At 61.0% G+C, this 12,654-nt stretch carries 8 protein-coding genes; 3 read left to right on the top strand and 5 right to left on the bottom strand.

Annotated elements, in window-relative coordinates; genetic code table 11:
• Positions 1 to 39: 39 nt before the first annotated feature.
• Positions 40 to 678 (bottom strand): NrsF family protein, encoded by a 639-nt coding sequence (locus AB8B20_RS32275; protein ID WP_439071129.1) that lies wholly within the window; start codon positions 676 to 678, stop codon positions 40 to 42.
• Positions 679 to 680: 2 nt separating this feature from the next.
• Positions 681 to 1,226: a sigma-70 family RNA polymerase sigma factor gene (locus AB8B20_RS32270; protein ID WP_439071128.1), complete on the bottom strand. Its 546-nt coding sequence runs from the start codon at positions 1,224 to 1,226 to the stop codon at positions 681 to 683.
• A 331-nt stretch (positions 1,227 to 1,557) separates the two neighbouring features.
• Here AB8B20_RS32270 and AB8B20_RS32265 point away from each other — a divergent pair, with 331 nt between their 5' ends.
• Entirely contained in the window at positions 1,558 to 2,241 is a 684-nt protein-coding gene (locus tag AB8B20_RS32265) for a hypothetical protein (protein WP_439071127.1), read from the top strand.
• Between the two features lie 77 nt (positions 2,242 to 2,318).
• Positions 2,319 to 3,098 carry an enoyl-CoA hydratase gene (locus AB8B20_RS32260; RefSeq protein ID WP_439071126.1) on the top strand — a complete coding sequence of 260 codons (780 nt, stop codon included), beginning with the start codon at positions 2,319 to 2,321 and terminating at the stop codon, positions 3,096 to 3,098.
• On the opposite strand, the gene AB8B20_RS32255 is transcribed toward AB8B20_RS32260, so the two are convergent.
• Positions 3,095 to 4,945, bottom strand: coding sequence for an acetyl-CoA hydrolase/transferase C-terminal domain-containing protein (locus AB8B20_RS32255; protein WP_439071125.1), 1,851 nt, complete (start codon positions 4,943 to 4,945; stop codon positions 3,095 to 3,097). The two genes, AB8B20_RS32260 and AB8B20_RS32255, sit on opposite strands and share 4 nt — an antisense overlap.
• A gap of 330 nt (positions 4,946 to 5,275) precedes the next feature.
• Here AB8B20_RS32255 and AB8B20_RS32250 point away from each other — a divergent pair, with 330 nt between their 5' ends.
• Positions 5,276 to 6,691, top strand: coding sequence for a TolC family outer membrane protein (locus AB8B20_RS32250; RefSeq protein WP_439071124.1), 1,416 nt, complete (start codon positions 5,276 to 5,278; stop codon positions 6,689 to 6,691).
• 1 nt (position 6,692) lies between these two features.
• Here the strand turns inward: AB8B20_RS32250 and AB8B20_RS32245 are convergent, their stop codons facing one another.
• Together AB8B20_RS32245 and AB8B20_RS32240 are read right to left on the bottom strand one after the other, a co-directional pair.
• Positions 6,693 to 9,257 (bottom strand): HWE histidine kinase domain-containing protein, encoded by a 2,565-nt coding sequence (locus tag AB8B20_RS32245; RefSeq protein WP_439071123.1) that lies wholly within the window; start codon positions 9,255 to 9,257, stop codon positions 6,693 to 6,695.
• Between the two features lie 250 nt (positions 9,258 to 9,507).
• Positions 9,508 to 12,630 carry an efflux RND transporter permease subunit gene (locus AB8B20_RS32240; RefSeq protein ID WP_439071122.1) on the bottom strand — a complete coding sequence of 1,041 codons (3,123 nt, stop codon included), beginning with the start codon at positions 12,628 to 12,630 and terminating at the stop codon, positions 9,508 to 9,510.
• Positions 12,631 to 12,654: the final 24 nt, after the last annotated feature.

Raw genomic sequence — 12,654 nt, 5'->3', positions numbered from 1 at the left:
CGGATTCATTTTTCGCGGAACGCCTAGCTCAGGCGCTGCTCAATAGCGCAGTACTTTCGAACCGATGGCTGCACCCAGCGCCGCTACGACGAGGGCTGCGAGCGTGTACCAGGTCGCGACAAACAGCGGCGAGTCGTCCGCGCAGTGCGCGGCGTAAAACGTCGCCCCTAGGCCGGCTGACATCAATCCCGCGAGCGCACCGGCAACGGCGGGGCGCGACGGCGCCCCATGGCGCAGCGCGATCATCGCGCCGCCGAGGATCGGCAGCGACAGCAACGTGATCGCCGCCGAACACAGCGACGAGTTTCTGCCGATAATGCGTACCATCATCGGCGCGCGCTGCGGCATCGTCATTTCGACGATCAACGCGACGATGAGAATGAACGGCGACAACAATAACAGCCAGATCCAGCGCCCCAACGACGCCTCGGGCCGGGACAGATGGACACTGATCACGATGGCCGGAATGGCAAGCGCCAGCGTCACCAGAAACTTCGTATCGAAGAACGGATTGCGCATCGCCGACATGAAGTCCGGGCGAATGCCAAGCGTCACCAGCAACATCGCCGCCACCACTGGCAGCGTGACCAACAAGGCCATCGCGAGTTGGGTACTCACGGAGCGCGGTCTCTGATCGTTGTCGGCAGCCAGCGTCTCAATCAGGCGATCGGTATCCATGGTCAGTCCTTTCGCAGCTTGGCTGCGAGGCTCGCGAGCCCACGATGCAACGCCACGCGCACGGCACCTTCGGTCATCGACAATTTCGACGCCGTGGTCTTGATAGATGCGCTCTCCACCGCGATCGATCGCAACACGTCGCGCTGCCGCGGCGGAAGATCTGCGAGATGATTGGATATCTCGACGGTGGGCAATGTTTCAGCCGGCGGTTCGCTCGGAATCGTCTCGGCAAAATCGTCGATGTTGACGAAGGTCCGACGCCCGCGCCGGCGCAGCGCATCGATCAATTTGTTGCGAGCGATCGCAAACAACCACGGCGCGAATGGCGCGTTCGCGTCCCAGGTCTGCCGCTTCAAATGCACCGCCAGCAAAATGTCCTGCACAATATCCTCGGCCTGATCGGGCGGCTGGCCAGCCCGTGACAGGCCTTGCCGCGCTCCGGCACGCAGCACGGGCGTAACCGACTTCAGCAGGCGATGATAAGCAACGCTATCCCCTGCATTGGCCGACAGCATCAGATCGGTCCATTCGTCGTCACGTCCGCGCACGCGCGCTCCTAAAGCCAATTCGGCGGATAATTCAGTTTGTTACGCCAGATGAGAGAAAAATCACGGAACCGTGAACCCGTTGCCCGCGCCCCAGCCCCGAGCCGAAGATTTCAAAGACATCCGGCTCATAGCATCGAACCGTCAGAGTGACATCCGTCGCCTTGATTTCAAAGGCAGATTTTTGCTGACGCCTGTGGAGACGATGACTGCAGAAGTGTTCATGCCCCGTTTTTGCCGGACTCGTCCGAAGATTCCCTTTTTTTGCCCCGGTGTGAACACCTGCGCAGTTTCCCTTGCGGCCATTGGGGGCCGGTATTTTGGGGAGATTTCCATGAACATCAGAGCCAGCGGGCGCGCGGCATTGGTCATCGCAGCCGGATTGTGGATCTGCACATCGGCACCGCTGCACGCGACCGAAAACGATGCCCCGGCATCCGAGCCGGCCGCAGCGGTCGGCAGCGCCGCAGACACATCCGCCGAACCGGCAGTGAAGGCCACCAAGCACCGCAGTGCCAGGAAGAGCGAAACGAAATCGCGCAAGTCCGACCGGCAGGCAACCAAGGAGTCGAAAAAGTCGGCTGAGGAGGACACCGCCAAGACGGAAGACGCAAAGCCGGGAAGCAGCAATACCGCCATCCCGTCATTGGTCGCCAATGCCAATGCCCAATGGCCCTCTGAGACCGCAGCGACCAACACCTACAACATGTCATCGCAAGCGGGCAGCGCGCTTGGCCAAATCGGCGGCCAGCAGGAACAGCCCGCAACGACCACGCCGGATTCCAGCGCCAGCAATGCGCAGCTCGTGGCCGCTGACCAGCTCAACGACCTCGATCGTGCCATCAGCGACGATAAGCCACCGCTGACGCTCGCAAAGGCCACCATCGATACGCCGGCACCGGAAGTCGTCAGCGAGAACGGCACGACCTGGGACAAGACCTCCCTCGTTGGCAAGATCTTCATCGCCTTTGGCGGTTTGCTGACCATGGCCTCTGCGGCCCGTATGTTTATGGCTTGAACCCCATCCCCTGAGCGGGCAAATTGCGCGGAGCCGCCGATCCTGGCGGCTTCGGCAAAAAATCCGCGGGATGGAACATGAGCAGCTACGAACACCTCATCGTTGAGCGCAAAGGCGCGGTCGGCATCATCACGCTGAATCGCCCGAAGATGCTGAATGCGCTTTCTTTCGGTGTGTTCGGCGAAATCAAGATCGCCATCGACGAGCTGGAAGCCGACACCGCCGTGGGCTGCATCATCGTGACCGGCAGCGAGAAGGCATTTGCCGCCGGCGCGGATATCAAGGAGATGCAGCCAAAGAGCTTCATCGACATGTTCTCCAGCGACTTCACGTCAATCGGCGGCGACCGTGTCGCTACCTGTACCAAACCGACCATTGCTGCCGTCTCAGGCTATGCGCTCGGTGGCGGCTGCGAACTCGCCATGATGTGCGACATCATGATCGCCGCAGACACCGCGAAGTTCGGCCAGCCGGAAATCACGCTTGGCACCATTCCCGGCATCGGTGGCACGCAGCGTCTCACCCGCGCCATCGGCAAATCAAAGGCGATGGACCTTTGCCTGACGGGCCGCATGATGGATGCGGCGGAAGCCGAGCGCTCTGGCCTCGTCAGCCGCATTGTCCCAGCCGACAAGCTGATGGAAGAAGCCATCGCTATGGCGGAAAAGATCGCCGCCATGTCGCGCCCGGTGGCAACGATGGCAAAGAACGCCGTCAATCGCGCCTTCGAGACGCCGCTCACCGAAGGCCTCAAGGTTGAACGCGATCTGTTTCACGCGACATTCGCGCTGGAAGACCGTTCAGAAGGCATGGCCGCCTTCATCGAGAAGCGGAAGCCGGTCAACAAGAATCGCTAGGCTGAGCCGCTACGCGCGAGCGCGGCGGAAACCAGCAGACGATAGGCGCGTTCGGCCCATGTGGCCGGACGATCGAGCCCAAGCCGCGCCAGCGCCGATTCATCCGACTCACTCGGTGCGTGTGTCATGCCCTGCCAGAACAGGCCTGCGAGTTGTTGTGGCGACACCGATGCGGCGCTCAGGACCTGCAGCGCAGGGATCAGGCGCTGTTCTACTTCGGTGAAGTCGCTACCAAACGGGAACATGGGCAGCAGACCAGCGTCCCGCGCCGGCTTGAGGACAGCGGAGATCCGCTGGGGCACGTTGTCGCGATATGCTGCAGGAATGTCATAGCTCCAGGGGAGCTTTCCAGCCTCCTTGGCTTGTCGCATCAGCTCCGGCTGAAAGCGCGAGTCCGACACCTGCAGCATGGCCGCGATCACATCGGCATCCGATTTTCCGCGCAGATCGGCGACACCATACTCAGTCACGATGATATCGCGCAGGTGTCGCGGGATCGTGGTGTGACCGTAGCTCCAGCGAATATTGGAGGCAGGCTTCTTCCCCGCACGCGTCGCTTCAAGAGTCAGGATCGAGCGCGCGCCGTCCAGCGCAAAAGCCTGCGAGACGAAATTATACTGCCCGCCGACCCCGCTCACGACCTGGCCGTTCTCGAGACCGTCGGAGATCGCAGCGCCCATCAGCGTCGCCATCATCGTGTTGTTGACGAAACGCGCATCGACGCGCGCACGGCGCTTGGCATCTTCGTCACCGTAGAGTTCGTTGGTGAATGACACCGGCATCATCTGGATTTTCGCCAGACGCTCCGGCGTCATGTCGCGCAGCGCCTGATAGAATGCCTTCGGCCCGAGAAAGAACGCGCCATGCACGATGGTGCCATCCACCTCGCGCTTGAGAATGCCCGCGTCGATCAAACCGAGAAATGCTTCGAACAGCATTTCGCTCACGCCATAGAGACCACGGTCGAACGTCGCGACTTCCTTCGGAGGCGCATCGGGGGCAAGACGCTGCATCAGATTACGAAACGCCGCATTGTCGCGGTGGCGAACGATCAGGCCCTGCGCCAGCGCATCGCCCACTTGCCCAATGCCGATCTGCAGCGTGCCGCCGTCGCGCACCAAGCCGGCAGCGTGCAATCCAATCGCGTATTTGGTGTCGTTAACCGGTTCGGACGGGGGCGCAAACAGCGGAAATTCAGTCTCCGGGCTTTCGAGCACCGCGTAAAACTCATCGCTGGTAAGATCACCCTGCCCCGGCATGAAGGGCAATTCCGAATTGACCTGACCGATTAGCCTGAAAGAGACGCGACCTTCATTGCGCGCCCGCGTCAGATCAAGCGTGGTGTCGGTATTGCAGCTCAGACTATAGCGCGCGGCGCCATCGACCACACGCTTCGACACCAATTGCGTGATCACGTTAAGCCCGCGCGTCAGAAGATAGGACGACGCATGGGTGTAGTTCGCCGAAATATAGTGCTGCTGCGCGTCGGTAACCCGCAGCCATTTCCCCGCAAGGAAGAAGAATTCGTTGACCTGAATGTTTGGCGGCAGCTCACCTTTATGCAGCGCGTTTGCATAATCGAGATCGGGATAGCCCCCGAACAGCCGCTGGATCACCGGATTGATGAAGCGCTTCTCCAGCTCGCTGGATGGTCTCGGCTTCTCCAGTGTCAGGGCAGAGAAGAACGTCAGCCTGATGCAGCGATCGGCCAGCGCGCGCTGATAGAGCGCATTGATGATATGGTTGGCCTTGCCCAGCCCGAGCGGCAGCCCGACCACGAGCGTCGTCCCGACGTCGCGAATGATGTCTTCGGCGATGGCGTCGGGATCAGTGAATATCTTCGGCATTAGCATTCCGGCTGGGCAGGATCGGCAGCTCCTCAACGCAATCGCGCAGCAAAGCCGGACAGAGTTACCACTGCGTGCGGTTATTCAGAAATGTGCCCGACATGCAACACACGCGGCCATGTGAAGCGGGTTTATTCGTCGCATTCACGGAGCGCCCCATCCTCCCTAGAGTCCTGATCAATCAAGCAAATCGGGGCAGCCAAATGCCCTGTGGGGAAAGCGCAAAAGCCCGGAGGTTCTTCGCCGGATGGTTTGCCTGCAAAGGCAACGCCCTCTAAACATACCTAGACGTCAGCGGGGGCGGACGTCCGAAGATTGCTTTGGGATAATATGGTTCGTCACGGCATATTTGGCCTCGCCGCAAGGCGCGCGCTTCGGACAGGCATGGCTCTGAGCCTGATTGGCTATGGCATTTTTGCTGCGGTCGATGCCCGAGCCGAAACGGTGTCGGAAGCCCTTGCCAAAGCCTATCAATCCAATCCGCAGCTGAACGGCGAACGGGCCCGCCAGCGTGCCACCGATGAGAACGTTCCGCAGGCGATGGCCGGCTACCGGCCCCAGGTGGCAGCCACACTGAGCTATGGCCTTCAGGCCGTGCGCAACCTGCTCGTAGACAACACCATCCAGGGCGCAACGCTGAAGCCATGGACCATCGGCGTCACGGTCACCCAGACGCTTTATAACGGAAACAAGACAGCCAACAGTGTCCGCGTCGCGGAATTGCAGGTCCAGTCCGGCCGGGAAGCGCTGCGCAATGTCGGCCAGGGCGTGCTGCTTGATGCTGTCGTTGCCTATACCAATGTTCTCGCCAACCAATCGCTGGTCGAAGCCCAGCGCACCAACGTCACCTCCCTGCGCGAAACCCTCGGCATCGCCCAGAAGCGGCTCAACGCCGGCGACGTCACACCCACCGACACGTCACAGGCCGAAGCGCGACTGGCGCGTGGCCAGGCCGATCTCAACGCCGCCGAGGTCAATCTCGCCATCAGCCAGGCGACTTATACGCAGGTGATTGGTACCGCACCCTCGCGGCTCAGTCCGGCGGAACCGATGGATCGGCTGCTGCCGCGCAATCGCGACGATGCCGTCAATCAGGCCTTCAAGGCGCACCCCGCCGTGCTCGCAGCCGGCTACGATGTCGACGTGGCGACCACGACGATCAAGGTGGCGGAGAGCAGCCTGTTGCCTACTCTGACGCTGCAGGGCAGCGCCAGCAAATCCAGCCAATCGGATCCGACGCTTGGCACTTTTGGCACCGACCAGGCTTCGATCGTCGGCCAATTGACGGCGCCGATCTATGACGGCGGCCTCGGTGCTGCGCAGACGCGCCAAGCCAAGGAACTGTCATCGGTCAGCCGTCTGGTGCTCGAGCAGGTCCGCAATCAGGCCCGCACAGCAGTCGTCGGTGCATGGGTGTCAAATGAAGGCGCAAAGACGGCGGTGAGTGCCGCTGAAGCCGAAGTACGCGCTGCTGGCGTTGCACTGCAGGGCGTACAGCGCGAGGCCCAAGGCGGTCAGCGCACCACTGTCGACGTCCTGAACTCACAGCAGGATCTCGTACAGGCAAAGGCACGCCTGATTGGCGCGCAGCGTGACCGGGTCATCGCATCATATTCGCTGCTCAGCGCAATCGGCAGGCTGGATGTGAAGACGCTCGGACTGAACACGCCAGACTATCTGCCAGAAGTTCACTATCATCAGGTGCGCGATGCCTGGCACGGGCTGCGCACGCCTTCGGGGCAATAAATTATCCGGCTGAACTCTTCTTTGCCATCGCCGTGGTCATCGCGGCGACCAGCGATGCGAGGTCGTAGGGCTTGCGTACGATCGGCACGTCATCCATCGACGCCGGGATCAGGCTGGTTTCGCCATAACCTGTGGCGAAGACGAAGGGGATGCCCCGCTCGCGCAATGCCTGGGCCACCGGCACCGAACTGCCGTTGCCGAGATTGACGTCGAGGATGGCCACATCAGGCCTCATGATCGTCAGCGCGATCAATGCTTCCTTGACCGAAGATGCCGTCTCGACCGATGCCGCGCCCTCGTGGGTCAGCATGGTCTCGACATCCATGGCAATCAGAAGCTGGTCCTCGACCATCAACACCTTCAAGCCGCGCATCGACGCCATCGGCTTATCGTCCTCGCGTCGGACGCGCACGTTGCGCGCCGCCGCCGGTGCGGGCCAGACCACGAAGCGCGCCGGGACGAGCAACCGCACGCGCGCGCCGGCCGGCTCATAATCGACATCACTTTCACCCCCGAGATCATAGGGAATGCTGCGACTGATCAGCATCGATCCAAAGCCCGGCCGCAATGGCGGTATGACAAGGGGGCCGTCGCGCTCAAGCCAGTAGATTTCGCAATCGCCGATATCGGTGCGTTTCCACTCGAGCGACAAGCGCCCCGTGCTTACGGAAAGCGCACCATATTTGGCGGCATTGGTGGCCAGTTCGTGCAGCACCAATGCGAGTACCGAATAGGCCCGAGCGTCGAGCGAAACATCGGGCCCGGTCATCTCGATCGCTTTCACCGACTCGCGATACGGCGAAAATTCCGCATCGAGCAATCCTTTTAGCGCGCCGCCACCGGCGCCGCGGATGACCTGATCATGCGCAAGCGACAAGGCCTGAATACGTCCCTTCAGGGAGGCGACATAATCCTCAATGCTGCGCCCATCCTCGACCGGGTGCGAGACCAGCGATTTGATCAGTGCCAGGATATTCTTGACGCGATGATTGAGCTCTTCATTCAGCATTTTCTGGCGGAGATCGGCCTTGTGCCGCTCATCCGCCAGTAATTCGTTGTGGCGAAGCACCACTTCCACCAAAGCCGAGCGCACGGCCTCGGCGGTGTCGCGCTCGTTTTGCAGCCATGGCTGCGACTGGCGTTGCACGATCTCCTTCCAGATCGCGAAGCTCTTGCGTGGCGTCAGCCGATCGCCCAACGGGCCAACTTCGTATGTCTTGTTGGGATCGCCTGCCCAATTCAGGGTTTGCGTCACTTCGCTGCGAAAGAACAGAAGATAGTCGCGCGGCAACTGCGACAATGGCACCGCCAGCACGCCGGAGACGGTAGCGGCATAGTCTTCAGCCGCCGGCAGTCGATCTGACAATGCGCTCGTCGCCCACACCCTGCCCTCGGCCACCGTATTGATGAAGCCCATCAGCGCCGGCACTGCCGCAACCGGCGGCGCGCTGCCATAAGACGTCCAGGTCTTGTTGAGGTATAGGCCAATGCCGTCACATGGCATCAGTACGCTAAAATCGCGAATGCTTTCCTTGAGCAGGTCTTCGATATCGCCGTGATGCGAAACATTGTGCAACAGCTGGTCGAGATAGCGCCGCGCGCTTTCGCTCGCGGCCAGTTTGCGTTTTTGAAGAAGCCCAGCCAGTTGCATGGAAAAGAACTCGCCAAACATCTCTGCAGCAACGCGTTTCTCCATGGAAAGCGCGCGCGGTGCATAATGATGACAGGCGATCAGCCCCCAGAGCACGCCGTCGTGGATGATGGAAATCGACATCGATGCACCGACGCCCATATTGCGCAGATACTCGCAGTGGATCGGCGAAACGCTGCGCAGATGTGCAAAGGACAGGTCGAGCGGTTCACCGGATGTGTCGAACTCCGGATCGATGGCCACGCGCTCACCGCTCGCATCAGAGACGATACGCACGGTGTTCTGAACGTAAAGCACCCTCGCCTGCTGCGGGATGTCGCCGGCCGGGAAGTGCTGCCCCAGAAAGCTCTCGAGATCGCCGCGGCGCGCCTCGCTGATCACCCGGCCGGAGCCATCGTGAGCGAATTGATAGACCATCACCCGGTCGTAGCCGAGTGCGCCACGCAGCAGCCGCGCCGCATTGTCGAACAGCACGTCGAGATCGTTGCATTGGCCGATGCGGCCGATCAGCAAGCGCGACAACTCCAGAGGTGGTGTCGCCTCGCTGGCGTCCACAGGCTCGAATTCGATGATGTTCACGCCCTTGTGCCGATGCACAGCGACGTTGAACGCGGTCTGCGAATGCGCGACCTTGAAATCAATCAGCAGTCCCGGGCGCTGCTGGGTGCCCCATTTGGCGATGGCATTGCGAATGTCGTGCGCCGGGCCCTCGCCGATCAGATCATCCAGCCTGCGGCCATTTATGTCGTCTGATCCCACGCCAAGCATCGCGCCGGCATTGACCGAATGGCGCCGGACCATCCCGACGGAGCCATCGCAGGCGAGCAGACAGCCATAGGGCTGGATGCTGCCGGGGATGTGGATTGGCTCGCGGTCGCAATTGGTCAGGTCGACAGGGGCGGTCTTGGTGAGCATCAAAAAGTCTCTGAAAAGATGCGGCGCTCGAAACGACAGCCGCCAGCATGGCACGGCTGCGCGTTTGAAAAAAGATCAGCAAATACAGCGTTCAAGAGCACCTACCGCAACGCGCGCGGGGCCTGGAATAGCCCGATGGCGAACCGGTCAACGGGCAAGCGCCGGTTTCGATCCATTTCGAGTCCGGTTTTTAGGTATGGATCATTGGGCTGCTTCAGGGCAGCCCAAGCCGCTCCCGTCGCAAGCCGGTTTAACGCGCCCGGCTCGAGAAGAACGAGATCAGCACCGGAAGGGTAATGAGGATCACCAGAGGTGCCAGCATCATGCCGGTGACGACGACAACCGCCAGCGGCTTCTGGACCTGCGACCCGATCCCCTCCGACAGCGCCGCCGGCAGCAGGCCGACGCCCGCGACGATACAGGTCATGAGCACCGGCCGCAGTTGCAACTCGCCGGTCCGGATCACAGCCTTGATGCGCTCATAGCCCTCGTCGATCAGCTGATTGTATTGCGACAGGATCAGGATGCCGTCCATGACAGCAATGCCGAACAGCGCGATGAAGCCGATCGCCGCCGATACGCTGAACGGAATACCCGTGATCAGCAGACCGAGCACGCCGCCAAAGATCGCCATCGGGATCACGCTCATGGCCAGCAGTGTGTCGGCCATCGAGCCAAAGTTGAACCAGAGCAGCACGCCTATCAGAGCGAGACTGATCGGCACGACGATGGAAAGCCGTGCGATAGCGTCCTGAAGATTGCCGAACTCGCCGACCCATTCGGTCCGCGAGCCCGGCGGCAGCTGAACGAGCGCTGCGACCTTGTCCTGCGCTTCCTGAATGGCGCTGCCGAGATCGCGTTCGCGTACCGAGAATTTGATCGGCAAATAGCGCTCCTGGTTCTCGCGATAGATATAGGCTGCACCCGAGACGAGATTGATCGACGCCACTTCACTTAGCGGGATCTGCGCGATCGTGCCGTTCGGACCTGGTGCGCCGATGCGCAAATTCTGGATCGCCTCAGCGCTACGGCGATATTCCGGCGCCAGCCGCAGCATGATCGGGAAATGCCGATCGCTGCCGGGCTCATAGAGATCGCCCGCGGAGTCGCCGCCGATCGCGACCTTGATGGTGGCGTTGATATCGCCGGGCGACAATCCGTAGCGCGCAGCCTTGGCACGGTCGACGTCGATCTGGATGGTTGGCTGTCCCAACGATGTGAACACTGCGAGATCCGTCACGCCCTGCACCGTCGACAGTACGGCCTTGATCTCGTTAGCGGTCTTGGTGAGTGCATCCAGATCGTTGCCGTAGAGCTTGATCGAATTCTCGCCCTTCACGCCTGAGACGGCTTCAGAGACGTTGTCCTGCAGATATTGCGAGAAATTGAACTCGACGCCGGGAAATTTCGTCTGCAGTTCCTTGAGCAGGCGCGCCGTCAGTGCATCCTTGTCCTGAGGCGCCGGCCATTCGGAGGCAGGCTTCAGCGGGGCGAAGAATTCCGCATTGAACAAGCCAGCCGCGTCAGTGCCGTCATCGGGACGGCCGTGCTGCGAGACGACGGATTCCACTTCGGGCTGCTGGCGGATCAGCCTGCGCATCTCATTGACGTAAGTATTGCCTTCCTGCAGCGAGATCGTGGGCGGCAGCGTGGCGCGTATCCAGAGATTGCCCTCTTCCAGCTTCGGCAGAAATTCCAGGCCGAGGAAACGCGCCATGAAGAAAGTCACCACGACGAGACCGATCGCAATGCCCAGTACGATCTTTCGGCTGGCGACCGCCCAGTGCAGCACCGGCATATAGAGGCGGTGCAGCTGGCGCATGATCCATGTTTCGGTCTCATGGACATGCGCCGGCAGAATGATCGCGCTCAGCGCAGGCGTGACGGTGAATGTCGCGATCAGGCCACCGGCCAGCGCGTAAGCATAGGTCCGCGCCATCGGTCCAAAGATATTGCCCTCGACGCCGGACAGCGTGAACAGCGGCAGGAACGCGGCGATGATGATAGCGGCGGCAAAGAAGATCGAGCGCGACACGTCGGCGGATGCGCTGAGGATGCCATGCTTCTTCATGCCCATGATGGTCTCGGGCGAGATGTGGCTGCGCTCCGCTTCGGAAAGCTCCGTCGTCTGGGTCAGCCGTCTGAAGATGGCCTCTACCATGATGACCGTACCATCGACGATCAGGCCGAAATCGATGGCGCCCACCGATAGCAGGTTGGCGGATTCGCCGCGTAGCACCAGAATGATGACAGCGAAAAACAGGGCGAATGGAATAGTGGCGCCGACGATCAGCGCGCTGCGCAGGTTGCCGAGGAACATCCACTGCAGCAGCACGATCAGCAGGATGCCGACGACCATGTTGTGCAGCACCGTATGCGTGGTGGTGTCGATCAGGTCCTTGCGGTCATAGATGCGTTCGATCCGCACGCCGGGAGGCAGGATGCCTCCGCGATTGATCTGCTGCACCAATTGTTCGACGCGCGCGATGGTCGGCGAACTCTTCTCGCCGCGGCGCATCAGCACGATGCCCTGGACGATATCGTCCTCCTGATTGAGACCGGCAATGCCGAGGCGCGGCTTCTCGCCGACCGACACCGTGGCGACGTCCTTGACCAGAACCGGATTGCCGTTGGTCTGGGAGATCATCGTATTGGAAAGGTCGTCGATCGAGCGAATGAGGCCGACGCCGCGCACCACGGCCGATTGCGCGCCGATATTCACGGTGTTGCCGCCGACATTGATATTGGCGTTGCCGACGGCGGTCAGCAGTTGCGGCAGCGTCAAGCCGTAGGCAACGAGCTTGCTGAAGTCGACCTGGATTTCATAGGTTTTGGTCTTGCCACCCCAACCAATGACGTCGATGACGCCAGGCACCGCACGAAAGCGGCGCTGCATCACCCAGTCCTGCAGAGTCTTGAGATCGAGTACGCTGTAGTTCGGCGGTCCCACCAGACGGTAACGGAAGATTTCGCCCACCGCAGAGATCGGCGAGATCGTCGGCTGCGCATTGCCCGGCAAAGTCCCGAGTTGCGACAACCGGTTCAGCACCTGCTGCAATGCTTCGTCGTAGGTGTAGTCGAACGAAAACTGCAGTTTGACGTCTGAGAGGCCGTAGAGCGAGATGGTGCGGATCGTCTTGAGGTTCTTGATGCCCGCGACCTGCGCTTCGATCGGAATCGTGATGTAGCGTTCGATTTCCTCGGCAGAGAGACCGTTGCTCTGGGTCACAATATCGACCATCGGCGGGGTCGGATCGGGATAGGCCTCGATATTCAGCTGATTGAAAGCAAACAGACCACCGATGAAAACGACGGCGAACATCGCCACCATCAGGAAGCGACGGTCGACGGCCAGAGCAACAAGACGATCCATCCAGATCGGACCTTTCAGAAGAGC

Source organism: Tardiphaga sp. 866_E4_N1_4 (assembly GCF_052076075.1).
GTDB classification, from domain to species: domain Bacteria; phylum Pseudomonadota; class Alphaproteobacteria; order Rhizobiales; family Xanthobacteraceae; genus Tardiphaga; species Tardiphaga robiniae.
This window is presented reverse-complemented; position numbering and strand designations above follow the sequence as displayed.

What these genes read in the sequence shown, in the direction of transcription:
- AB8B20_RS32275 (WP_439071129.1), bottom strand. Translation starts at nt 678, where the DNA reads ATGGATACCGATCGCCTGATTGAGACGCTGGCTGCCGACAACGATCAG.
- AB8B20_RS32265 (WP_439071127.1), top strand. Translation starts at nt 1,558, where the DNA reads ATGAACATCAGAGCCAGCGGGCGCGCGGCATTGGTCATCGCAGCCGGA.
- AB8B20_RS32260 (WP_439071126.1), top strand. Translation starts at nt 2,319, where the DNA reads ATGAGCAGCTACGAACACCTCATCGTTGAGCGCAAAGGCGCGGTCGGC.
- AB8B20_RS32255 (WP_439071125.1), bottom strand. Translation starts at nt 4,945, where the DNA reads ATGCCGAAGATATTCACTGATCCCGACGCCATCGCCGAAGACATCATT.
- AB8B20_RS32250 (WP_439071124.1), top strand. Translation starts at nt 5,276, where the DNA reads ATGGTTCGTCACGGCATATTTGGCCTCGCCGCAAGGCGCGCGCTTCGG.
- AB8B20_RS32245 (WP_439071123.1), bottom strand. Translation starts at nt 9,257, where the DNA reads ATGCTCACCAAGACCGCCCCTGTCGACCTGACCAATTGCGACCGCGAG.
- AB8B20_RS32240 (WP_439071122.1), bottom strand. Translation starts at nt 12,630, where the DNA reads ATGGATCGTCTTGTTGCTCTGGCCGTCGACCGTCGCTTCCTGATGGTG.